The sequence below is a fragment of the Kitasatospora sp. NPDC049285 genome (assembly GCF_040678815.1).
In the GTDB taxonomy this organism is placed as follows: Bacteria; Actinomycetota; Actinomycetes; order Streptomycetales; family Streptomycetaceae; genus Kitasatospora.
Window position 1 is genome coordinate 1 of the sequence record NZ_JBFAQR010000074.1, and the last position, 22463, is coordinate 22463.

At 71.3% G+C, this 22463-nt stretch carries 19 protein-coding genes and 2 pseudogenes; 10 read left to right on the top strand and 11 right to left on the bottom strand.

The window, feature by feature from the left end:
• The 5 genes and pseudogenes from AB0K51_RS30740 to AB0K51_RS30760 form a co-directional block, all read right to left on the bottom strand.
• Window positions 1–110: pseudogene (locus tag AB0K51_RS30740) on the bottom strand (IS5/IS1182 family transposase); the annotation flags it as partial.
• A 226-nt stretch (window positions 111–336) separates the two neighbouring features.
• A complete protein-coding gene (locus AB0K51_RS30745) occupies window positions 337–1179 on the bottom strand; it encodes a hypothetical protein (RefSeq protein ID WP_363460826.1) in 843 nt (280 codons plus the stop codon).
• Window positions 1180–1360: 181 nt separating this feature from the next.
• Window positions 1361–2869 carry an L-arabinose isomerase gene (gene araA / locus AB0K51_RS30750; protein WP_363460828.1) on the bottom strand — a complete coding sequence of 503 codons (1509 nt, stop codon included), beginning with the start codon at window positions 2867–2869 and terminating at the stop codon, window positions 1361–1363.
• A gap of 11 nt (window positions 2870–2880) precedes the next feature.
• Window positions 2881–3552: an L-ribulose-5-phosphate 4-epimerase gene (locus AB0K51_RS30755; RefSeq protein WP_363460830.1), complete on the bottom strand. Its 672-nt coding sequence runs from the start codon at window positions 3550–3552 to the stop codon at window positions 2881–2883.
• Between the two features lie 2 nt (window positions 3553–3554).
• Window positions 3555–5249, bottom strand: a complete 1695-nt coding sequence (locus AB0K51_RS30760) for a ribulokinase (protein ID WP_363460832.1) — start codon at window positions 5247–5249, stop codon at window positions 3555–3557.
• Window positions 5250–5717: 468 nt separating this feature from the next.
• Here AB0K51_RS30760 and AB0K51_RS30765 point away from each other — a divergent pair, with 468 nt between their 5' ends.
• The 3 genes from AB0K51_RS30765 to AB0K51_RS30775 all read left to right on the top strand — a co-directional run bounded on the left by AB0K51_RS30765 (window position 5718) and on the right by AB0K51_RS30775 (window position 8212).
• A complete protein-coding gene (locus AB0K51_RS30765) occupies window positions 5718–6749 on the top strand; it encodes a LacI family DNA-binding transcriptional regulator (RefSeq protein ID WP_363460834.1) in 1032 nt (343 codons plus the stop codon).
• 104 nt (window positions 6750–6853) lie between these two features.
• Window positions 6854–7066 carry a hypothetical protein gene (locus AB0K51_RS30770; protein ID WP_363460836.1) on the top strand — a complete coding sequence of 71 codons (213 nt, stop codon included), beginning with the start codon at window positions 6854–6856 and terminating at the stop codon, window positions 7064–7066.
• 438 nt (window positions 7067–7504) lie between these two features.
• Complete coding sequence (locus AB0K51_RS30775; protein WP_363460838.1) at window positions 7505–8212, top strand: hypothetical protein; 708 nt, start codon at window positions 7505–7507, stop codon at window positions 8210–8212.
• Window positions 8213–8561: 349 nt separating this feature from the next.
• On the opposite strand, the gene AB0K51_RS30780 is transcribed toward AB0K51_RS30775, so the two are convergent.
• The 6 genes and pseudogenes from AB0K51_RS30780 to AB0K51_RS30805 all read right to left on the bottom strand — a co-directional run bounded on the left by AB0K51_RS30780 (window position 8562) and on the right by AB0K51_RS30805 (window position 14621).
• Window positions 8562–8966: a hypothetical protein gene (locus AB0K51_RS30780; protein WP_363460840.1), complete on the bottom strand. Its 405-nt coding sequence runs from the start codon at window positions 8964–8966 to the stop codon at window positions 8562–8564.
• Between the two features lie 219 nt (window positions 8967–9185).
• Window positions 9186–9386, bottom strand: a pseudogene (locus AB0K51_RS30785) (hypothetical protein); the annotation flags it as partial.
• A 571-nt stretch (window positions 9387–9957) separates the two neighbouring features.
• A complete protein-coding gene (gene yjfF, locus AB0K51_RS30790; protein ID WP_363460841.1) occupies window positions 9958–10929 on the bottom strand; it encodes a galactofuranose ABC transporter, permease protein YjfF in 972 nt (323 codons plus the stop codon).
• Window positions 10926–12008 carry an ABC transporter permease gene (locus AB0K51_RS30795; protein WP_363460843.1) on the bottom strand — a complete coding sequence of 361 codons (1083 nt, stop codon included), beginning with the start codon at window positions 12006–12008 and terminating at the stop codon, window positions 10926–10928. Before AB0K51_RS30795 ends, yjfF begins: the two co-directional genes overlap by 4 nt.
• A complete protein-coding gene (locus AB0K51_RS30800) occupies window positions 12005–13525 on the bottom strand; it encodes a sugar ABC transporter ATP-binding protein (RefSeq protein ID WP_363460845.1) in 1521 nt (506 codons plus the stop codon). Before AB0K51_RS30800 ends, AB0K51_RS30795 begins: the two co-directional genes overlap by 4 nt.
• Before the next feature lie 118 nt (window positions 13526–13643).
• Window positions 13644–14621: an ABC transporter substrate-binding protein gene (locus tag AB0K51_RS30805; protein WP_363460847.1), complete on the bottom strand. Its 978-nt coding sequence runs from the start codon at window positions 14619–14621 to the stop codon at window positions 13644–13646.
• Window positions 14622–15238: 617 nt separating this feature from the next.
• Between AB0K51_RS30805 and AB0K51_RS30810 the strand changes: the two genes are divergently transcribed.
• The 7 genes from AB0K51_RS30810 (at window position 15239) to AB0K51_RS30840 (ending at window position 22428) form a co-directional block, all read left to right on the top strand.
• A complete protein-coding gene (locus AB0K51_RS30810; RefSeq protein WP_363460849.1) occupies window positions 15239–15613 on the top strand; it encodes an RICIN domain-containing protein in 375 nt (124 codons plus the stop codon).
• 21 nt (window positions 15614–15634) lie between these two features.
• On the top strand, window positions 15635–18403 hold the full coding sequence (locus tag AB0K51_RS30815; RefSeq protein WP_363460851.1) for a glycoside hydrolase family 9 protein: 2769 nt from the start codon (window positions 15635–15637) through the stop codon (window positions 18401–18403).
• A gap of 206 nt (window positions 18404–18609) precedes the next feature.
• Window positions 18610–19071: a hypothetical protein gene (locus AB0K51_RS30820; protein ID WP_363460853.1), complete on the top strand. Its 462-nt coding sequence runs from the start codon at window positions 18610–18612 to the stop codon at window positions 19069–19071.
• Window positions 19041–19583, top strand: coding sequence for an expansin EXLX1 family cellulose-binding protein (locus AB0K51_RS30825; RefSeq protein WP_363460855.1), 543 nt, complete (start codon window positions 19041–19043; stop codon window positions 19581–19583). Before AB0K51_RS30820 ends, AB0K51_RS30825 begins: the two co-directional genes overlap by 31 nt.
• A 92-nt stretch (window positions 19584–19675) precedes the next feature.
• Window positions 19676–20206: a SigE family RNA polymerase sigma factor gene (locus AB0K51_RS30830; protein ID WP_363460857.1), complete on the top strand. Its 531-nt coding sequence runs from the start codon at window positions 19676–19678 to the stop codon at window positions 20204–20206.
• Window positions 20203–20964, top strand: coding sequence for a hypothetical protein (locus AB0K51_RS30835; RefSeq protein ID WP_363460859.1), 762 nt, complete (start codon window positions 20203–20205; stop codon window positions 20962–20964). The genes AB0K51_RS30830 and AB0K51_RS30835 overlap by 4 nt, the downstream gene beginning before the upstream one ends.
• Before the next feature lie 288 nt (window positions 20965–21252).
• Window positions 21253–22428: an endo-1,4-beta-xylanase gene (locus tag AB0K51_RS30840; protein WP_363460861.1), complete on the top strand. Its 1176-nt coding sequence runs from the start codon at window positions 21253–21255 to the stop codon at window positions 22426–22428.
• The last annotated feature ends 35 nt before the right edge of the window (window positions 22429–22463 follow it).

The window sequence follows — 22463 nt, forward strand, 5'->3', positions numbered from 1 at the left end:
ATGTCCAGGCCGCGGCCGCGTCGCTCGGCCCGCCACGCCGTCAGGACCGGCTCGACCAGCTCCCACCGGGCATCGGACAGATCGCTCGGGTAGCGACGACGTTCAGGCATGATGCTGATCTACCCGCCGACTCCGGGCGCGCGTGCCAGCGCTCGAAGCACACGGCGCACAATCCGCATCCCGGGATGAAACGGGAGGAGCGTGGACAAGACAATGGGCTCGCCGCACCCCCAGAATCGCCAGCCCCCTGTGCACCACCAGCCACACCGCACCAGGAGTGCATATCGCCAAGAATGGCGCCAGAAGTGACGTAAACGCCCTCTCAGCCGACCGGCGTCAGCCCCTTCTCACCTCGGCCGGGCGATGGCTGTAGTGCGGGGCCCTGCGTTCGAGCGTGACATGCGTCAGGTGAGGGTCGAGCAACGGAGATAGGTCACCGTCCGCGACGACCGTGCTCCCGCAGATGGTGACCTGACGCAGAGTGGGATGACCGGCCAGCGGGGCCAGGGAGTCGATCGGGCCGCAGTTCTCCAGGAGCAGGCTCCGCAACCTGGGCAGGCCAGAGGCGAAGTCCACGGTGGAGGTCTTCGCACCCACCAAGCGCACCTCGGTGAGCTGGTCGGCTTCACACAGACGGTCGGTGTCGGTGAGGACACCGTCCTCGATCCACAGCAGATCGAGGTCAGGTACGTGGCCGGCACCCGCCAGGGAGAGTCCGCGGCCTCTGACACAGGCGATCCGGAGGAACGTCAGGTTCGGCTTCGGGCCGATCTCGGCCAGCGCCAGATCCCGCCAGTGAACGACCGTCAGCTCGCGCAGCGAGGTCAGGGGGCGGAGCGTCTCGAATCCGGGCAGGACCGGAGTTTCGAGCTCCTCCAGGGCTGCCAGGCGGGAGAAGTCGAAGCCGCCCCGTCGCCCCTGCAGGGGAAGCCGCAGGAGTGTGAGTGAGGTGCAGTCGGCGATCGGTGCGAGCGCACCGGTCCCGTTCATCAGCCGCAGCCGCTTGAGTCCGGGCACCGTGGGCAGCCACGAGAGGTCGCCGTCCCCGATGACGATTCCGTCGCATTGGCCGGTGAGGAAGTACGCGGCGTACTCGGGTTGCCAAGGATGGTCACCCAGGTGCATCTCGCCGCTGCGGATGAGGATGCCTGGCGCCACCGGGACGACACGAGAGCCCATGCGGATCACACTCCGGGCAGCTGATGGCACGTGGTCGAGTCACTTGGCACGGCTGGATCGTGCCGGCGACCCGGCGAGGAAGCTCGGCGACATTCTGGCATCCCTGACCGTACGGCTTGCCGTGAAACGGGACGACGCCCGCACAGGGGCGGGCGTCGTCCGGGGGGGCGGTGATGGTGTGTCAGAGGCCCTGGGCCAGGCGGTGGTAGGCCTGGTTCCAGCGCAGTTCGCGGGTGAACTGACGGATCCGGGTGTCGGCGTCGATGATCGCGAGTTCCACGCCGAGCATCTCGGCGAGGTCGTCCAGTTCCTCGGCGCCGAGCGCGCGGGAGAGCACGGTGTGGTGGGGGCCGCCGGCGGTCAGCCACGCCTCGGTGGAGGTGCGCAGGTCGGGGCGGGGGCGCCAGACGGCGCGGGCGACGGGCAGGTGGGGCAGCGGCGCCGGCGGCTCGACCAGGTCGACCTCGTTGGCGACCAGGCGGAACCGGTCGCCCAGGTCGGCGAGGCCGATGACCACGGCCGGGCCGGGCTCGGCGTCGAAGACCAGGCGCACCGGGTCCTCGCGGCCGCCGATGGACAGCGGGTGGATCTCGCAGCTCGGCGTGGCGGCGGCGATCGACGGGCAGACCTCCAGCATGTGCGCGCCGAGGATCAACTCGTTGCCGGGCTGGAGGTGGTAGGTGTAGTCCTCCATGAAGGAGGTGCCCCCGGGCAGCCCGGTGGCCGCGACCTTGAGGGTGCGCAGCAGGACGGACGTCTTCCAGTCGCCCTCGCCGCCGAAGCCGTAGCCGTCGGCCATCAGCCGCTGTACGGCGAGGCCCGGGAGCTGGCGCAGCCCGCCGAGGTCCTCGAAGTTGGTGGTGAACGCCTTGAAGCCGCCGTCCTCGAGGAAGGCGCGCAGTCCGAGTTCGATCCGGGCGGCGTAGCGCAGCGAGTCGTGCTGCTCGGCGCCGGCCCACAGCTCGTGAGCGAGGCGGTAGGTGTCCTCGTACTCCTTGACCAGCGCGGTGACCTCGGTGTCGGTGGCCGAGTCCACGGCCTCGACGAGGTCGTTCACGCCGTAGGTGTTGACCGAGACGCCGAAGCGGAGCTGGGCCTCGACCTTGTCGCCCTCGGTGACGGCCACGTCGCGCATGTTGTCGCCGAACCGGGCGAGCTTCAGGGTGCGCAGTTCGGCGCGGCCGGCGGCGGCGCGTACCCAGGAGCCGATCCGGCGGGCCACGGTCGGGTCGCTGACGTGACCGGCGACGGTCTTGCGGGCGACGCCGAGCCTGGTCTGGATGTACCCGAACTCGCGGTCGCCGTGGGCGGCCTGGTTCAGGTTCATGAAGTCCATGTCGATGCTGTGCCAGGGCAGGTCGACGTCGGCCTGGGTGTGCAGGTGCAGCAGCGGCTTGCGCAGGGCGTCGAGGCCGGCGATCCACATCTTGGCCGGGGAGAAGGTGTGCATCCAGGCGATCAGCCCGATGCAGTCGTCCTCGGCGTTGGCTTCCAGGCACAGGCGGCGGATCGCGCTCGCGTCGGTGAGGACGGGCTTCCACACCACCTCGACGGGGACGGCGGGATCACCGTCCAGGGCGGCGGCGATCCGCTGCGACTGCTCGGCGACCTGACGCAGCGTCTCCTCGCCGTAGAGTCCCTGACTGCCCGTCAGGAACCAGACCTGGCGGGGCTGCAGCGGCTTGCTCATGGGGTGGCTCCTCACCGGGCAGCGGGCTGCTGGCCGTACACGTTCTGGTAGCGGAAGTTGAGGCGGTCGATGTCCGCCTGGGCGATCGGCAGTGGTTCGCCGAGCTGACGGGAGATGTGCACGGTGCGGGCCACGTCCTCGCACATCACCGCGGCCTTGACGGCGGCTTTCGCGTCCTTGCCGATGGTGAACACGCCGTGGCTCTTCATCAGGACCGCCGGCGAGCGGTGGCCCTGCAGGGTGTCCACGATGCCCCGGCCGATCGAGTCGTCGCCGATCAGCGCGAACGGTCCGACCGGGATCTCGGCGCCGAACTCGTCGGCCATCGCGGTCAGCACGCACGGCACCGGCTCGCCGCGGGCGGCCCAGGCGCTGGCGTAGGTGGAGTGGGTGTGCACCACCCCGCCGACCTCGGGCAGGTGCCGGTAGACGTAGGCGTGGGCGGCGGTGTCGGAGGACGGCGCGTGGTCGCCCTCGACGACGTTGCCGTCCAGGTCGCAGACGATCATGTTCTCGGGCGTCAGCGCGTCGTAGGAGACGCCGCTCGGCTTGATCACCAGCAGGTCCTCGCCGGGGACCCGGGCGGAGACGTTGCCCGCCGTCCAGACCACCAGCTGGTAACGGACCAGCTCCTGGTGCAAGTCGCTGACCTGACGGCGGACCAGGTCGATCGGGGAGGTCATGCTCAGTCCTCGCTGTCGTGGGTGAGAGCGGTGTTGCGCAGGCGGCGCAGGCGGTGCAGCAGCAGGTCCGGGCCGGTGCCGAAGTGCTCGTGCAGGGCCCGGTACTCGGCGAACAGCAGGTCGTAGGCGTCGGCGCGGTCCGGGTCGGGCAGGTAGGCGTGGCGCTGGACGCGGCCCATCGCGGCGGCCGCGGCCCGTACGTCGGGGTGGGCGCCGGCGGCGACGGCGGCGTGGATCGCCGAGCCGAGCGCCGGGCCCTGCTCGGACTCGGCCAGCGACACGGGCCGGCGCAGCACGTCCGCGTAGATCTGCATCAGCAGGGCGTTCTTCTTGAGCCCGCCGGTGACGATGAACTCCTCGACCGGGACGCCGCCCTGGTCCAGGGCCTCGACGATGACGCGGGTGCCGAACGCGGTGGCCTCCAGCAGGGCGCGGTACACGTCCTCGGGGCGGGTGGCCAGGGTGAGCCCGGCGATCACCCCGGACAGGTGGTGGTCGACCAGGGTGGAGCGGTTGCCGTTCATCCAGTCCAGCGCCACCAGCCCGTGCCCGCCGACCGGCTGCCCGGCGGCCTTGCGGGTGAGCAGCTGGTGCGCGTCCTCGCCGGTGGCCGCGGCCTCGGCCAGGTAGTCGGCCGGCAGGCCCTGGCGCAGCCACCAGGCGAAGATGTCGCCGACCGCGCTCTGCCCGGCCTCGTAGCCGTACGCGCCCTCGACGATGCCGCCCTCGACCACCCCGCAGATGCCCGGGACGTCCGCGAGGACGGCGCCGTTGACGACGTGGCAGGTCGAGGTGCCCATGATGGCGAGCAGCCGGCCGTTCTCGACGGCGCCGGCGGCCGGTGCGGCCACGTGCGCGTCGACGTTGCCCGCGGCGACCGCGATGCCCTCGGGCAGGCCGGTCCAGGCGGCGGCCTCGGCGGTGAGCGAGCCGACCCGGGAGCCGAGCGCGGCGAGCGGGTGCTCCAGACGGGTGCGGGCGAAGTCCGCGAAGTCCGGGTGCAGCGCGGCGAGGTAGTCCTCGCTCGGGTAGCCGCCGTCCTGGTGGATGCCCTTGTAGCCGGCGGTGCAGGCGTTGCGGCTCTCCACGCCGGTGAGCTGCCAGACGATCCAGTCGGCGGCCTCGATCCAGCGCTCGCAGGCGGCGTAGACCTGCGGGTCCTCCTCCAGCACCTGCAGCGCCTTGGCGTACTGCCACTCCGCGGAGATCTTCCCGCCGTAGCGGTGGATCCACTTCTCGCCGCGGGCGTGCGCCAGCGCGTTGATCCGGTCGGCCTGGTCCTGCGCGGCGTGGTGCTTCCACAACTTGGGCCAGGCGTGCGGGCGCTGCGCCCACTCGGCGGTCTCGGCCAGCGGAGTCCCGTCGGCCAGGGTGGGCAGCACGGTGCAGGCGGTGAAGTCGGTGGCGACGCCGATGACCCGGGCGGGGTCGACGCCGGAGGCGGCGAGCGCGGCGGGGACGGCGGTGCGCAGCACCTCGCGCCAGTCCTCCGGGTGCTGCAGCGCCCAGTCCGGCGGCAGCGCCCGACCGGTGCCGGGCAGTTCGCGTTCGAGCACGGCGTGCGGGTAGGCGTGCACCGCGGTGCCGAGCTCCTCGCCGTCGCGCACCCGCACCACCACGGCGCGTCCCGACAGCGTGCCGAAGTCGACGCCGACGACGTAGCTCTCCTCGTCCCGGACGGCCTGGATCACGGTCACTCTCTCATCCTTCGTACGGGAGGCCGACGTTGTTGGCGCCCGCCGCCGACCCGGAACCCATGCCCGGGCGGCGCCGGCGGCGGGCTGCCGCCCCGTAGCTCACCCTCAGAGCGCGGAGCGGCACCGCCGGTCCAGGGCAGTGCGAAGCGGGGATGAATCGCTGCCTGGTCGGCGGAGTTGGTGATGGCCTTGTGTCTGGCCTTGTGCCTGTTAACGCTCACGTAATTGTTAGCGCTCACAAGATGCCTGTCAAGGTTCCTCACCATCCCCAACTCGCCGGACTTGCCAACCACAGGCAGTCCCTCGGCCGCCGATCCCCGCCTCTCCCCCGTTCGACCGCTTCGACGCGGCTTCGACGACCGCGCGCCCCCTGACCACCCATCGACCGGCGCAGATGCGTAATGTGAGCGTGAACAAATGGCCCGGACCGCTAGGATGAGGGTTCACCAGTCGACGAGGGAGCTCCGCGTGGGATCAGAGGCCGTCGGGACGGAGCAGCGCCAACCGGTGATGGCGGACGTGGCCAAACTGGCCGGTGTCTCCCACCAGACGGTGTCGCGGGTCCTCAACGGTGCGCCGCACGTCCGCCCCGACACCCGGGAGCGGGTGCTCGCCGCCATCCGCGAGCTCGACTACCGGCCCAACTCCGCCGCCCGCGCCCTCGTCACCCGCCGCTCGCAGACCCTCGGTGTGGTCAGCTTCGACAGCACCCTCTACGGGCCGGCCTCCATGCTGGACGGCATCGAGCGGGCCGCCCGCAGCGCCGGGTACTTCGTCAGCGTGGCCAATCTGCGCTCCCTCGACAGCCGCTCCGTCCAGGAGGCCGTGGACCGCCTGCGCGACCAGGGCATCGAGGGCGTGGTGGTGATCGCCCCGCAGACCTCCGCCGTCAGCGCGGTCGCCCGGCTCTCCAGCGCCATCCCGATCGTCGCGGTCGGCTCCGGCACCCAGCCGCGGGTTCCGATGGTGTCGGTGGACAACTCCTCCGGCGCCCAGGCCGCCACCCGGCACCTCCTGGACCTCGGCCACCGCACCGTCCACCACCTGGCCGGCCCGCCCGGCTGGCAGGAGAGCCAGGACCGCCGGGACGGCTGGCGCCGGGTGCTGGAAGCCGCCGGCGCGCCGGTCCCGCCCGTCGAGAGCGGCGACTGGAGCGCCCGCTCCGGCTACGAGGCGGGGCTGCGGCTCGCCGAACAGGCCGAGGTCACCGCGGTGTTCTGCGCCAACGACCACATGGCCCTCGGCCTGCTGCGCGCCCTGCACGAGGCCGGCCGGTCCGTCCCCGGTGACATCAGCGTGGTCGGCTTCGACGACATCCCCGAGGCCGGCTACTTCACCCCGCCGCTCACCACCGTCCGCCAGGACTTCAGCGAGCTCGGCCGTCGCGCCCTCGAACTCCTCGTCGCCGAACTCGCCGGCGCCACCCACCCGCGCACCCACGTGCAGATCCCCCCCGAGATGGTGCTCCGCCGCAGCGTCGGCCCGGCCGCCCGCCGCTGACCCGCCCTCCGGGCGCGGGTCCCTGCACGGGTGCGACGACATGCGGTCGCCCACCCGGGCCCGGCTCGGCACGTCGGGCCCCTGACGATGAGGCGGATCCGACGATGGGGCGAATCGTGGTCGTGGGCGCCGCCGGCGCGGAGAACACCACCCTGGCACGGGAGTTGGCCGAACGTACCGGCGCGCCGCTGACCGACCTCGACCTGCTGTTCTGGGGGCCCGCATGGAGCCGCCGCCCGGCGGAGCGGTTCCGGGCCGAAGTCCGCCGCCTGGCCGCCGGCGAGCACTGGGTGGTTGCTGGGTTCGGCGTGGCGTGACCCCGCGCGGTTCCGGACCGCGGTGCCGGAGCTGCTGAGCCGACCCGCGCACTCCCGGGTCCGCTCGGTGCGGCTGCGATCGGCCGGGCAGGTCAGCGCCTGGCTCCACGCTCTGACCTGACGCGTCTTCGACGAGCCCGTACCCCGGTCGTCGGCGCGTCGCTGCGTCGGCGCGTCGCTGAGCGTGCGTCAGTACCGGTGTCCAAAGGTGGCTGGTCGGACCGGGACACGATCGGGTTGACTTGTCCGATGCCGCCGACTCCGCAGCAGTCACCCGCGAACCTCGTCGAAATCGTCAGGGACCTGTTGGACCGTCACCGCCAGGAACCCCGGGTGCGACCAACGGTCCTTCGGCTTCCCGAAGACACGGGTACGGACGAGTTGACCGGGCTGAGAACCGCGCTGGGGCAGTGGTCGGGCCGGCCTCGGAGCCTGGCCATGGACCGATCCGTGGACCCGACCGTGACCGAAGAGCTGGGTCTTGCACTGCTGGAGCCGTTCGGCGACGAGCTGGTTGAGCTGGCCGGCTGGGGATATCGAGCCCACTGGATCGGCCTGGGCCGGATCGCCCTCGGCGACGGCACCGGCAGCCGGCCGGTCGTGGTCGTCGCGGACCGCCCGGACCCCGCCTGGGCCGGACTCTCCGGAACGAGCACCCGGGTCGAGAGGCTGTGCGCGATCACCGGCTGGAAGCCGACGGAACGTCCCTCCGTCGACTGGCAGGCAGCAGAGGCCGCGCTGGGAACCGCCCTACCGCAGGAGTACAAGGAGGTCGTCGACGCGTTCGGCCCCGGCAGCTTCGACGGATACGTCGACCTTCTCACCCCGAACGGCAAGGGCCTGGACCTCATCAACTGGTCCAAGACGGCCCCCGCTGACCGGTTCGCCCCACTGCCGACGTTCCCGGCCCCGGACGGACTGCTCCAATGGGCCAGCTCCGAGCAGGAGCTCGAACTCGCCTGGCAGACCGGCGCAGCCGACCCGTCCGCCTGGCCCGTTCTCGTCCGACCGGACGTCACCGGCGAGTGGCGGCAGTTCGACTGCGGCGTAGCCGAGTTCCTCGCCCGACTGCTCACCGATGTCGGTCTCGGCTTCCCGCCGAGCTACCTCCTGAACGGACACTTCTTCGAAAGCTGGGACCACTGACCACGTCACTCGCCGGTTGCGGATCGGCGGGCCTGGTCGGCGGTAGGTGAACACGCGGAGGTCCGGTTCAGCACGACGATCAGCGCGGACCGCTGGTCGGGCATCAGCTCCAGCCGGGGTCCGCCATGCACCCCGGTGCTGCTGAGCTTGCCGTTTAACCTCTCGGCCGCCGGAAATCGAACGCCGTCGATCAACCGGATGTGGGGCGATCTCGGCATGCTGCTGGTTGCTGACGGGGTCACCCCGGTCCCGCGGATGATGCTGGTTGACGATCTTGAGACGGATAGCGGCGGCTTCTGTGAGCTGGACCGCCCGCTCTTGTCGGCAAATCAGGCGCAGGCGCCTACTCTCACTGCTGTGGGTGCGAGCCATCCACGATCTCGGGATTGATCGTGTCGAAATACACCCAGTCCGTCGCAGGAGCCAGATGGAACTTGCCCGGATAGTGGAAGTTTGTGATGTGGTTGTCGTAGCCGGCGCTACTCAGCCACTCGGCATTCTTGGGCAAGAACTCTGCCAGTTCCTCCGGCGGTTGGGCTGGAGCGGAATGCTCGAAGGCGTAGCCCGGCACGCTGACGATCGACTTGACCGTACCTGCGGGTAGGCGGGCGATGCCGACCACGCGGATCTGTGGATCCTGGTCCGGGATCAACTCGCGACCCGAGTCGTTCGGGTTGTAACCCAGCCAGTGAGGGTCGGACAACCGGCCGATCTCAAGGAACCGGCGCTGGAGTGGCTCAATGTCCGTGCGCACTCTCTTGCGTTCAGGGACGGCACCGTCAGCTGTAGCTGCGTACACGCCGGCACCGCCACCCAGGACGACGAGCCCACCGAGCAAGATCCACCTACGGCGGCATACCAATCTCAACGTCCCCATGTGCTTCACCCCCACGCGTACTTCGAGATCTCGATCCTAGCGAGCAGCGAGGAACTTGGTCTGTCCTGACCCCGCTGCCATGCTCGGCCGCTCGTCGGCGTCCGGCCGCAGCCAGTTGCTGACGTCCACAGCGAAGACGTGCCGGTCGTCTGCGGCCTTCGACTGAGGCAGCGCGGCCACCGGCCCGGCCGCACAGGGCAACGTGTCCGTGGGCTCGAACAGTTCGTCACGCCGCGCGGTCAGGCCACGTCCGGCGAACTCCCGGATGAGTGAAGTCGTTCGAGAGGCGAGCGTCAGCGTGGCACCATGGGCCGCGTGATGACGAACCGAAAGGTCCATGCCGCGTAGACGGCCGGCGGAGGTCCGGACCGGCCTCCCCGCGCACCGGACACAGGCTTCGAGGCCCGCGATCGACGGTGTCTCCTCGCGGGCACTCTCCGAGGTCACCCACCTCGAGCATACTCGGAAATACCTACGACCAGGGGATGTCACCACCGCTGTGCGCCTGTGGCGGAAGTACGTTCGCCGCTCCGAGCGGGAGCAATGGCACGACTACGAGTGGGGCGACCTGCACTGGTACTGCTGTGGCAACCCCTTGGAGGCTCGCGCCCTCCTCGACAGGGTGATGAACGCGATGTCCTCCCGGGGCGCCCGTGAACTCCGGAAGATCATCGACAGACTCGACGCCGCCTGCCGCATCCCCCTGCCTCCGCATGACGGCGAAGCAGGATGAAGCACGAGCTGAGCGTGCGTCACCTCGGCGAAGCAGCGCAGGGCCGCCAGCGCGAAGGGCGGTTCGCGGCGGCGGCCCTGCGGCCTTTGTGGTCGAGCGGGACGGTCGCGGTGGGGGGCGGCCGGCGCTTCGTGGTCAGTCGCGGCGAGCGGTGATCACCCGCTGCAGGACGATGAAGACGAACAGCAGTCCGCCGATCACGATCCTGGTCCACCAGGAGCTCAGGGTGCCCTGGAAGCTGATGATCGTCTGGATCAGGCCCAGCACCAGGACGCCGAGGACGGTGCCCAGCAGGTAGCCGGAGCCGCCGGTGAGCAGGGTGCCGCCGATCACCACGGCGGCGATCGCGTCGAGTTCGAGGCCGACGGCGTGCAGGCCGTAGCCGGAGAGCATGTAGAAGGTGAGCAGCACGCCGCCGAGGGCCGAGCAGAAGCCGCTGATCGCGTACACGGTGGTCTTGGTGCGGGCCACCGGGAGGCCCATCAGCAGGGCGGACTGCTCGCTGCCGCCGAGCGCGTACACGTTGCGGCCGAGCCGGGTGTGGTGCAGCACCACGAATCCGACCGCGACCACCAGCAGGGCGATGACCACGCTCGGGGAGATGAACAGGTCGCCGAGCGGGATCCGGGTCTGGGCCATGGCGGTGTACTGGGGGTCGGTGATGGAGATCGAGTCGATGCTGATGGTGTAGCAGAGGCCGCGGGCGAGGAACATGCCGGCCAGGGTGACGATGAACGGCTGGATCTCGAAGACGTGGATCACCCAGCCCATCACCCAGCCGCCGGCCGTGCCCATCAGCAGGACCAGCGGGATGACCAGCAGCGGCGGCCAGCCGTGCCGTTCCACCAGCCAGGCGGAGACCATCGTGGACAGCGCCACCACCGCGCCGACCGACAGGTCGATGCCGCCGGTGAGCACGACGAAGGTCATGCCGACCGCGACCACCAGCAGGAAGGCGTTGTCGATCAGCAGGTTGAGCAGCACCTGCCCGGAGAAGAAGCCGTCGTACTGGACCGAGCCGACGCTGAACATCGTCACCAGCAGCACGGAGGTGACCAGCAGCGGGATCTGCCCGCGCAGACGGGCCAGTTGGGCGTTGGCGTTCATGCGCCGACCTCCCGGTTGGTGGGGGCGGCGGGGCGCGGGCGGGCGGAGTGCCGGGCCCCGCCGCCGCGACGGGCGAGCTTGGCGCGGAAGTTGGGCGACTGGATCAGGCAGACCGCGATCACCACGAACGCCTTGAACACCAGGGTGGTCTCGGGCGGGATGCCGATGGTGTACACGGTGGTGGAGAGCGTCTGGATGATCAGTGCGCCGAGCACCGTGCCGCCGATCGAGAACCGGCCGCCGACCAGGGACGTTCCGCCGATCACCACGGCGAGGATGGCGTCGAGTTCGATCCACAGGCCGGCGTTGTTTCCGTCGGCGGCCGAGACGTTGGAGGACACCATCAGGCCGGCCACGGCCGCGCACAGCGCGCAGAACACGTACACCAGCGCCACCAGGCGCATCGCCCGGATGCCGACCAGCCGGCTGGCCACCGGGTTGCCGCCGACCGACTCCACCAGCAGGCCGAGCGCGGTCATCCGGGTGAGCAGCGCGGTGGCCAGCGCCACCAGTCCGCTGAGCAGGATCGCGAACGGCATGGACAGCCAGTAGCCGCCGCCGATCAGCTTGTACGGCGCGCTGTCGATGGTGATGATCTGGCCGTCGGTGATCAGCTGGGCGACGCCGCGGCCGGCCACCATCAGGATCAGCGTGGCGATGATCGGCTGGACGCCGACCTTGGCCACCAGCAGCCCGTTGGCCAGGCCGAGCACCAGCGCGGTGCCGAGTGCGATGCCGACGGCGCCGAGCACGGTGCCCGCGGCGGCCGGGTCGCTCGACTCGCTGATGTGCAGGCAGGCCAGTGCTCCGGCGATCGCCACGGTGGAGCCGACCGACAGGTCGATGCCGCCGGTCGCGATGACCAGGGTCATGCCGAGCGACACCAGGATCAGCGGGGCGCCGAAGTGCAGGATGTCGATCAGCGAGCCGTAGAGGTGGCCGTCCTTGAGGTGGACGGCGAAGAAGTCCGGGGTGAAGGCGAGGTTGGCGACCAGCAGCGCGGCCAGGACCGCGGCCGGCCAGAACAGCCGGTGCCGGGTCACCGCCTTCGCCGCTCCACCCGCCGTTGCCGTGCTCATTGGTCCGCTCCGCTCGCGATGGTCGCCAGGACGCGCTCGGGGGTGAGCTCGCCGTCGTTGTCCAGCTGGGCGACCATCCGGTGGTCGCGCAGCACGCCGATCCGGTGGCTGAGCCGCAGCACCTCCTCCAGTTCGGCGGAGATGAACAGGACGGCCATGCCGTCCTCGGCCAGCTTGGCCACCAGCTTCTGGATCTCGGCCTTGGCGCCGATGTCGATGCCGCGGGTGGGCTCGTCGAGGATCAGCAGCTTCGGGTCGGTGATCAGCCAGCGGGCCAGCAGGACCTTCTGCTGGTTGCCGCCGCTGAGGTTGCGCACCAGCGCCTCGGGGTTGCCCGGGCGGATGTCCAGGGCGCGGATCCACCGCAGCGTCAGTTCGTCCTGCAGGGTGCGCGACAGCGGGCGGGCCCAGCCGCGGGCCGCCTGCATGGCCAGCACGATGTTCTCCCGGACCGTCAACTCGCCGACCAGGCCCTCGGTCTTGCGGTTCTCCGAGCAGAACGCGATGCCGTGGGCGATGGCGTCGCGCGGGCTGCGCAGCGCCGTCGCCGCTCCGTCGATCCGCAGGGTTCCGCGGTCGCTCTGGTCGGCGCCGAACAGCAGTCGGGCCGCCTCGGTCCGGCCGGAGCCCAACAGCCCTGCCAGGCCGATCACTTCGCCGCGCCGGATGTCCAGGTCGTAGGGTTCGACGGCGCCCCGCCGGGCCAGCCCCTCGGCCTGCAGGAAGGTCCGGCCGGCGGCGGCGGTGCGCTCGTGCCGCTTGCCGCCCGCGAGTTGGTCGAGTCCGGCGAGTTCGGCGCCGATCATCCGGGAGACCAGCTCGACCTGGTCCAGCTCGCTGGTCAGGTACTCGCCCTCCAGCCGGCCGTTGCGCAGCACGGTCATCCGGTCGCAGATCTCGTAGATCTGGTCGAGGAAGTGCGAGACGAACAGGATCGCCACTCCCTGGTCGCGCAACCGGCGCATCACGGCGAAGAGTTGGCGCACCTCGTCGCGGTCCAGGCTGGAGGTCGGCTCGTCCAGGATGAGCACCTTGGCGGAGACGTCGACCGCCCGGACGATGGCCACCAGCTGCTGGACGGCGATGGAGTAGCTGTTCAGCGGGGCGCTGACGTCGATGTCCAGGTCCAGCGCGCGGACCAGTTCGGCCGAGCGGCGGCGGATCGCGGCCCAGTCGATCAGGCCGAAGCGGCGCGGTTCCCGGCCGATGAAGATGTTCTCCGCCACCGACAGGTTCGGGCAGAGGTTCACCTCCTGGTACACGGTGCTGATGCCGGCCTGTTGGGCCTGCAGCGGCCCGGCGATCCGCACCGTCTCCCCGGCCAGCACCACGTCACCGCCGTCCGACTGGTAGACACCGGTCAGCACCTTGATGAGGGTGGACTTGCCGGCGCCGTTCTCGCCCATCAGCGCGTGCACCTCGCCGGGGAAGAGCCGGAAGTCGACTCCGTCCAGCGCCACCACCCCGGGGAACTCCTTGCGGATCCCCCGGACTTCCAGGACCGGTTGCTCAGGCACCCCGGTTCTCCTCTCGTTTCTCCCGAACGCGGTCCGGCCACGGGTCGGCGGGCCGCTCGACGGGCGCTCCGCCGTACGGGGAGCGCTCCGCCGAGCGCTCCCCGTACGGCCGGGGCGGTCAGTACTGGCGGTTCGGCAGCGCGGCGGCGGCCTGGTCCTGGGTGAAGACGCCCTCCTCGGTCTTGATCCGCTTGGGCACCTGCTCACCCGCCTTGACCTTCTTCGCCAGGTCCATCAGCTGGTCGCCGAGCAGCGGGTTGCACTCGACGTCGACGTTGATCTTGCCCTGGCTCATCGCGGTGAAGGCGTCCTTGACGCCGTCCACCGAGACGATCTTGATGTCGGTGCCGGGCTTCTTGCCCGCCTCCTCGATCGCCTGGATCGCGCCGAGCGCCATGTCGTCGTTGTGCGCGTACAGCACGTCGATCTTCGGCTGGGACTTCAGGAAGGCCTGCATGACCTCCTTGCCCTTGGCCCGGGTGAAGTCACCGGTCTGCGAGGCCACCACCTTGAACTTCGGGTCCGCCTTGATCACGTCGCCGAAGCCGGCCCGGCGGTCGTTGGCCGGCGCGGAGCCGGTGGTGCCCTGCAGCTCGACGATGTTCACGTCGCCGGACTTGCCCTGGTACTCCTTCACCAGCCAGTCGCCGGCCCGCTTGCCCTCCTCGGTGAAGTCCGAGCCGAGGAAGGAGACGTAGAGCGAGTCGTCCTTGGAGTCCACCGCGCGGTCGGTGAGGATCACCGGGATGTGCGCGTCCTTGGCCTCCTTCAGCACGGTGTCCCAACCGGACTCCACCACCGGCGAGAAGGCGATGACGTCCACCTTCTGCTGGATGAAGGACCGGATCGCCTTGATCTGGTTCTCCTGCTTCTGCTGCGCGTCGGAGAACTTCAGCTCGATGCCGGCCTTCTTCGCGGCGTCCTGGACGGACTTGGTGTTCGCGGTACGCCATCCGCTCTCCGCGCCGACCTGGGCGAAGCCCATGACGAGCTTGTGCGAGCCCTTGTCTGCGGACGCGCCGCCGCCGGACCCGCACGCGGTGAGGACGGTGACCATCGCACCGGCGACCAGGGCCGCCGCAGCTCTCTTGGACATGTCGGACTTCCTCTCGGAGGATCGGTCATGTGAACGCGATGTGGCGTCGCCGTTTCGCTCGTGGTGATTGTTAGCGCTCACATTTGACCCCACAAGCCCTCTAACACCCCGTTACCCAATCTTGACCACCCGGGGGAGCGCGACAGCCGCCCGCCCGGGGGAGCCGCAAACTCCCATGAGGACGAACGGACTTCACTGACCGTCACCGCTCGGACCGCGGCCGGCCGGCGGCGATCGCGACCCGCCCGGCCGACCCGGGGTCTCCACCTGGAGCGGAGTCGACCGACGCGCCCGATCCGGCCCGGCGCGCGCCGCGGGCCATGCGCGAACGGTTGCTCACAGTCGCCCGATCGGATCTCTGCGGACCTCCTTGACACCCCTTCATCCCCATGCTTTTCTCCGTGCCGCAGGCCGGACGCCCCGTCGGATTGTTATCGCTAACACTCGATCAGCTCCGGTTACCCCGCCCCAGGACCTCCCACACTGCCCTCGCGCCGAGGGCCGATCGGTCCTGCCCCGAACACGCCCGCAGGAGGGTGACAATGAACGCTCGCGGAAAGGCCGGACCAGCCCCGCGGCGGCACGGCTGACGGTCACGGCTGTCCGCGGTGCTCTCGGTGGTCTTCCCGGCCGGCTTCCTGGTCGCCGTCGACACCACCGGCGCCTCGGCCGCCACGGTCGACCCGGCCAAGTGGTACGTGCCGGTCAACCACAACAGTGGCAAGGCCCTCGACGACTACAACTTCGGTACCGCCGACGGCTCTTCGCTGGCGCAGTGGACGCGCACCGACGCCGCGAACCACCAGTGGCGGTTCCTCGACTCCGGCAACGGCTACCACCGCCTGCAGAACCGCACCTCCGGCAGGGTGCTGGACGACTACAACTGGTCCACCGCCGACGGTACCGACATCGTCCAGTGGACCGACCGCGACGCCGCCAACCAGCACCTCCGCCTCGCCGACTCGACCGGCGGCTACCTCCCCGCCTGCTGAACCGGTACAGCGGCAAGGCCGATGGAGGTCCAGGGAGCGTCCACCACCGACGGCGGCAAGGCCGTCCAGTACGCCGACCGGGACGGCGCCAACCAGCAGTGGCAGCTCGTCCCGGTCGGCGACGTGGGCGCTCGACCGCGGTCCTGGCCGCGGGTCTTCGCCGCGGGTCTTGACCTGTCCCTGACCGGGATGGCTTCATGGCGGTTGGGAGCGCTCCCACACTCCCCGTCAGGTCGCCCGGCCTCCCGCTCGGTCCGGCCGACGCCCGGCTGTTGCCCCACCGAGGAAAGGCTCCCACCCGTGCCTCCCGCCCTCTCCGTCCGCGGCGTGCCCCGCCGCGCCGCCGCCGCACTCACCGGCCTCGCCCTGGTGCTCGGCGGCCTCACCACGGCCGCCTTCACGGCCCCGGCCGCGCGCGCGGCCGCCTCGCCCGCCCTCGCGGCGGCCTCCGACGTCCCGGTCCGGGTCAACCAGCTCGGGTACCTGCCCGACGGTCCCAAGCGCGCCACCGTGGTCAGCTCCGCCACCGCCCCGCTCGCCTGGCAACTGCGGGACGCCGCCGGCACCGTGGTCGCCTCGGGTACCACCGCGGTGCACGGAGCCGACGCGGCGTCAGGCCAGTCCACGCACCTGGTGGACTTCGGCGCCTACACCGGCTCCGGCAGCGGCTACACGCTGGTCGTCGGCGGCCAGGCCAGTCACCCCTTCGCCCTCTCGGCCGGGCTGTACGACGGCCTGCGCGCCGACAGCATGTCGTTCTTCTACCAGCAGCGCAGCGGCATCGCGATCGACGCGGCCCTGGCCGGCAGCGCCTACGCCCGCCCGGCCGGGCACCTGGGGGTGGCTCCGAACCAGGGCGACACCGGCGTGCCGTGCCAGTCCGGGGTCTGCGACTACCAGCAGGACGTCCGCGGCGGCTGGTACGACGCCGGCGACCAGGGCAAGTACGTGGTCAACGGCGGCATCGCGACCTGGGAACTGGTCAACTCCTTCGAGCGGGCGCGCCGTTCGGGCCACGAGTCGGCGGTCGGCGACTCGACGCTGCGGGTCCCGGAACGCGGCAACGGCGTCCCGGACGTGCTGGACGAGGCCCGCTGGGAGCTGGACTTCCTGCTGCGGATGCAGGTCCCGGACGGCAGGCCGATGGCCGGCATGGCCTTCCACAAGGTGCACGACGCGCAGTGGACCGGTCTTCCGACCAGGCCTGAACTCGACGACCAGAAGCGGGAGTTGCACCGCCCTTCGACCGCGGCCACGCTGAACCTGGCGGCCACCGCGGCGCAGTGCGCCCGGGTGTACGCGCCGTACGACGCGGCCTTCGCCGGCCGCTGCCTGGCCGCGGCCCGCCGGGCCTGGGCGGCCGCCGTGGCCAACCCGAACGTGCTCGCCCCGGCGACCGACAACACCGGCGGCGGTGCCTACGAGGACTCCGACGTGTCGGACGAGTTCTACTGGGCGGCCGCCGAACTCCTGGCCACCACCGGCGAATCGCAGTACCGGGACGCCGTGACCTCCTCCCCGTGGCACGCCAAGCCCGTCGACGGCTTCTGGTGGGGCGGCACCGCGACGCTCGGCCGGATCACCCTCGCCACCGTCCCCGGGGTCGCCCTGCCCGCCGACGACGTCACCCGGCTGCGCGGCCTGCTGGTCTCCGCCGCCGACGGCTACCTGACGACCATGGCGGGCCAGGGCTACGCCGTGCCGATCCCCGCCGACGGCTACGTGTGGGGCTCCAACAGTCAGGTCGCCAACAACGCGATGACGATGGCCGTCGCCTACGAGCTGACCGGCGCGCAGCGCTACCGCTCGGGCGCGCTGGAGTCGCTGGACTACCTGCTGGGCCGCAACGCCCTGGACCGCTCCTACGTGACCGGGTACGGCGCGCGGGCCTCCGAGAACCAGCACCACCGGTTCTGGGCGCACCAGAACGACCCGTCGCTCCCGCACCCCCCGGCCGGCTCCTTCGCGGGCGGGCCGGACGCGGCGCTGGAGGACCCGGTCGCCAAGGCGCAGTTGACCGGCTGCGCGCCGGCGGCGTGCTACGTGGACGACATCGGCTCGTACTCCACCAACGAGGTCGCGATCAACTGGAACGCCTCGCTGGCCTGGCTGTCGGCGTTCGCCGCGGAGCGCGGGAGCGCGCCGACGACGCCCGCCGTGCAGGTGGTGCCCGCGGCGGTGTCGGTGCCCGAGGGCGGTTCGGCGGCGGTGGGGGTGCGGCTGTCCTCGGCGCCCGCGCAGAGCGTCACGGTGACGGTGGCCAGGGCCTCCGGTGACCCGGACCTCTCCGTGGCGGGCTCCTCGACGCTGGTCTTCACGCCGGCCGACTGGTCGACGGTGCGTCAGGTCGCGGTGTCCGCCGCGCAGGACGCGGACTCGGCCAACGGCTCCGCCGCGTTCTCGGTCGGCGGGCCGGGCGTGCAGGGCGCGTCGTTCACCGCGACCGAGGTGGACGACGACCCCGTGCCCCCGGCGGCGTCCTGCGCCGTGGCGTACCGGGTGGACAACTCCTGGGGCAGCGGCTTCACCGCGACGGTGACCGTCAAGAACACCGGCACCTCGGCGGTTTCGGGCTGGACGCTGGGCTGGGCCTTCGCCGGTGACCAGCGGGTCTCGAACGCGTGGAACGCGACGGTGGGCCAGTCGGGCAACGCGGTCACGGCCCGCGACGCCGGGTGGAACGGCACCGTGACGCCCGGTGCGAGCGCGAGCTTCGGCTTCCAGGCGACCTACTCGGGCACGAACGCGGCGCCGACCCGGTTCACCCTGAACGGCTCGGTCTGCGACTGACCTTCTCCGCCGGAGAGCACGCTGCCCGTCGTACCCCTCGGGGTGCGACGGGCAGCGTGCTCTCCGCCTCCATTTCCGGGTTCCGTGCCGCGCGGCAACCTTTCCCGCGCCGGCGGCAACTACGGGCTGATGTCGCGGCAACCTTTCCGCCCGCGGCGGCAACCCAGCACCGCACGACCGACCCCGAACCCTCCGAACGGATTCGCATGAGCTTCCCGAAGCACGGCGCCGCCGCGCCCCTGCGCGGCCGCCGCCGGCTGACCGTGGGCGTCCCCGCGGCCCTGATCGCCGTCGGCGCCGTCATCTGGCTGGCCGTCACCCTGCTGCCCGGAGGCGGCGCCGCGGCCGGGCGTCCCGTGCCGGTCGCGCTCACCACGACCTCCGTCGGCGCTCCCTCCCCCGCCGACACCCCGACGGCCGCCGAGAGCCCGAGCCCTCCCCCGACGAGCGCTTCCGCGTCCGCCCCGCCCTCGTCCCCCGCCCCCTCCGCGTCGCCGTCCCGCTCGGCGGCGCCGTCCGCCTCGCCCGGCGGCGGTGACCGCGCGCCCGCGCAGGCGTCGCTGGCCGGTCGGATCAAGCCGGGCGTCTCCTACCCGGGCGTCGCCACCGCCTACGAGGCCGCCGACGGGAACGGCGCGTGCCTGTTCGGCCCTCCGGCGGCGACATGATGGTCGCGGCGATGAACCACACGGACTACGAGACGTCCCGGGCGTGCGGCGCGTACGTGCAGATCAACACCGCCAACGGGAAGTCCCTGACGGTCCGGATCGTCAACGAGTGCCCGCTGCCCTGCGCCCCCGGCCAGATCGACCTCAGCCAGCAGGCGTTCGCGCGCCTCGCCGACCTGTCCGTCGGCCGGCTCTCGATCACCTGGACGCTGCTGAGCCCGGCCTCCGTCGATCCGCTGGCCATCCGGTACAAGACGGGTTCCAGCCGCTACTGGTGCGGCCTCCAGGTGATCGGCCACCGCAACCCCGTGGCAACGCTGGAGGTCCGCGCGGGCGACGGCTGGCGGCCGTTGCCGCGCACCGACTACAACTACTTCCTGTCCGCCGACGGCACCGGGTGCGGCGGCTCGATCCGGGTCACCGACATCTACGGGGAACGCCTGACCGTCGACGGGCTCACCGTGCAACCGGACGTCGCGCAGCCGACCCGTGTCCAGTTCGCCCGGCATTGACCCTCGACGTCCGTACCGGCGCGGGGCCGGGCACTGTTACGCTCATGCCGCTTGTTAACGCGCACATCGCACGGAGGGGGCGACCGGGGAACATGGTCCTCGATGACGCGTCCGCGGAGTTCCACGACTTCTTCGAACGCCACTACGCCGAACTGGCCCGTCTCGCCCACATGTTGACCGGTGAGCGGGACGCCGCCGACGACCTCGCCGCGGACGCGCTGACGGCGCTGTGGCAGAGCTGGGGCCGCGCGCGCGGAGCCGCCCACCCACTGGCCTACGCTCGGGGTGTGGTGGCCAACATGGCGCGGGAGCGGATCCGCAGCGCGGTCCGCGAGCGGCGGCGGATCGCCCTGTTCTGGTCGCGCGGCCCGGAGAAGGTGGAGGGGCCGAACGTGGCGGCCGTGCTGGACGTCCGTGCGGCGCTCGCCCGGCTGCCGTTCCGCAAGCGGGCGTGCGTGGTGCTGCGGCACGCCTTCGACCTGTCGGAGAAGGAGACCGCGGCCGCGCTGGGCATATCGGTCGGTACGGTCAAGAGCCAGACCTCGAAGGCGATGTCCGAACTGGAGAAGATGCTCGGCGCACGGATGGCCGACGAACTGGTGGCAGGAAGGAGGACCCGGTGAACGAGGAGATCGCCCGTCGGCTGCGTGAGGCCGCCGACGCCCATCAGCCCGACCGGGCCCGCATCCTGGCCCGGATGGAGCGCGGCGCGGCCGCCCCCGCCGTCAGCCGCCGCCGACCTCGCCGCCTCGGGTTGTCCGGGCCGAAGGCGGCGCTCGCCGTGCTCGCCGCGGCCGGCCTGCTGGCCACCGGCGGCTTCGCCGTCGCCGGCATCGTCGGAACCCCGCCGCCCGCGCCCAGCACCGCCCCCGCGGTGCCGAGCGAGACGGCCACCCCCGACCCGACGCCCTCGGCCGGCGGCGGCGCGAACCCCGCGCCGAACCCCGGTCCGAGCAGCGCCCGTCCGACGCCGTCCGCGACGGCCCGGACGCAGAACGGGCCGCTGGTGTCGGTCGGCGCGGTGGACCCGCACAGCACCGTGTACTGGGAGCAGAACAACCTGACGCTGAAGACCGGTCAGCCGCTCAGCGCACTCACGGTGGAGGTGCGCATCGTGCAGACCGGCAGCGTCCGGGACACCGGCAACTGGCGGACCCTGCCGAACGACGACTTCACCGTCACCGTGCAGGAGAGCGGCGGCGTGCTGGTCTACCGCTGGGTGCTGAAGGCGGGCCGGACGGTGCCCGCAGGTCAGCATGAGTTCGCCGCGCAGTTCAACCACGCCGCCGGCACGCGCAGCGCCGCGGGCGACACCTACCGCGTGGACGCCCGAAGCGCGGGCGGCGCCGCGGCGGTGTGGGGCGGGTTCACCGCCGGCTGACACCTGCACACGGACCCACTCCTGCCCGCCGCACCGTCACGGTGCGGCGGGCAGATCGGTAACTACCGAATCACCAGCTCAAACTTTCCACGTACCCGCCTGGCCCGCATCCGCCGCCATCTGGACGGCGTTGACCACGGGAAACCGGCGCACCGTCAGCCGCCTGCGGCACGTTCGGCCTGCCCAGCTGCAACTCATGATGCTTGCACGATGATTGACTCCGGCGGATTTTCGGCACTAGCTTCATGGAAGTTCGATACAGATTTCGAAACTTTCGAGGAGTTCACCGTGAAGCTACGCCGCCCACTCGCGGCCGCCGCCGGTATGGCCGCCGTCCTCCTGCTCGTTCCGTCCGCGATCGCGGCCGCCGCCGGGGACAAGGCGCCGTCGGTACCGGGCGACTCGCTGCGCGCCCTGGGTTCGCAGCAGAACCTGCGGATCGGAACCGCCGTCGACATGGCCCACCTGGGGACCGACCAGGCGTACACCGGCATCGTCGCCGACCAGTTCTCCGTCGTCACGCCGGAGAACGCCATGAAGTGGGAGGCGGTGGAGCCGGGCCGGGGCAGCTACGACTGGGGCCCGGCCGACCAGCTGGTGCAGTTCGCCCAGCAGCACGGACAGGCGGTCCGCGGCCACACCCTGCTGTGGCACAACCAGCTGCCGGCCTGGCTCACCACGGGCGTCGACGACGGGACCATCAGCAACGCGCAGCTGCGCGAGATCCTCCACCGGCACATCACGGACGAGGTCGGCCACTTCCGCGGCAAGGTCTGGCAGTGGGACGTGGCCAACGAGGTCTTCGCCAACTCCTGGGACGCCAACGCCCTGCCCAACGGCCTCAACGGCGACGACTTCTGGATCAAGCGCCTGGGCGAGGGCATCATCGCCGACGCCTTCCGCTGGGCGCACCAGGCCGACCCGAAGGCCCTGCTGTTCTACAACGACTACAACATCGCCGGGCAGGACGGCACCAACGCCAAGTTCACGGCCGTCCACGACTACTTCGCGAAGCTGCGGGCCCAGGGCGTCCCGGTCGACGGGATCGGCGAGCAGGGGCACCTGGACACCCAGTACGGCTTCGACGCCCAGCGCTTCCAGGCCGACCTGCAGTCCTACGCCGACCTCGGGCTGAAGGTCGCGGTCACCGAGGCGGACGTGCGCACCTTCGTCAACAACGCGACGGAGCAGGTCCCCACCAGCCAGCTGGCCGCGTTCGCCCAGCCGTACGAGTTCTCCGAGATGCTGAAGGCCTGCCAGCTCGTCCGGCAGTGCGTGTCGTTCACCGCCTGGGGCGTGTACGACGGCGACTCCTGGATTCCGGGCACCTTCAGCGGGACGGGCTACGGCCTGCTCTACGACGTCGCCATGAAGCCGAAGCCCGCCTACGTCGCCCTCCAGCAGGACCTGGCCCTGGGCGCGGACGCCGCACACCGCCGCGGCCGGGACGCCTCGGACCACTGACGTCCCCCCGAGGCGGCCGGCCCGCGGCAGCGCTC

What these genes read in the sequence shown, in the direction of transcription:
- AB0K51_RS30745 (WP_363460826.1), bottom strand. Translation starts at nt 1,179, where the DNA reads ATGGGCTCTCGTGTCGTCCCGGTGGCGCCAGGCATCCTCATCCGCAGC.
- araA (WP_363460828.1), bottom strand. Translation starts at nt 2,869, where the DNA reads ATGAGCAAGCCGCTGCAGCCCCGCCAGGTCTGGTTCCTGACGGGCAGT.
- AB0K51_RS30755 (WP_363460830.1), bottom strand. Translation starts at nt 3,552, where the DNA reads ATGACCTCCCCGATCGACCTGGTCCGCCGTCAGGTCAGCGACTTGCAC.
- AB0K51_RS30770 (WP_363460836.1), top strand. Translation starts at nt 6,854, where the DNA reads ATGGGGCGAATCGTGGTCGTGGGCGCCGCCGGCGCGGAGAACACCACC.
- AB0K51_RS30775 (WP_363460838.1), top strand. Translation starts at nt 7,505, where the DNA reads ATGGACCGATCCGTGGACCCGACCGTGACCGAAGAGCTGGGTCTTGCA.
- yjfF (WP_363460841.1), bottom strand. Translation starts at nt 10,929, where the DNA reads ATGAACGCCAACGCCCAACTGGCCCGTCTGCGCGGGCAGATCCCGCTG.
- AB0K51_RS30795 (WP_363460843.1), bottom strand. Translation starts at nt 12,008, where the DNA reads ATGAGCACGGCAACGGCGGGTGGAGCGGCGAAGGCGGTGACCCGGCAC.
- AB0K51_RS30805 (WP_363460847.1), bottom strand. Translation starts at nt 14,621, where the DNA reads ATGTCCAAGAGAGCTGCGGCGGCCCTGGTCGCCGGTGCGATGGTCACC.
- AB0K51_RS30815 (WP_363460851.1), top strand. Translation starts at nt 15,635, where the DNA reads ATGGAGGTCCAGGGAGCGTCCACCACCGACGGCGGCAAGGCCGTCCAG.
- AB0K51_RS30820 (WP_363460853.1), top strand. Translation starts at nt 18,610, where the DNA reads ATGAGCTTCCCGAAGCACGGCGCCGCCGCGCCCCTGCGCGGCCGCCGC.
- AB0K51_RS30830 (WP_363460857.1), top strand. Translation starts at nt 19,676, where the DNA reads ATGGTCCTCGATGACGCGTCCGCGGAGTTCCACGACTTCTTCGAACGC.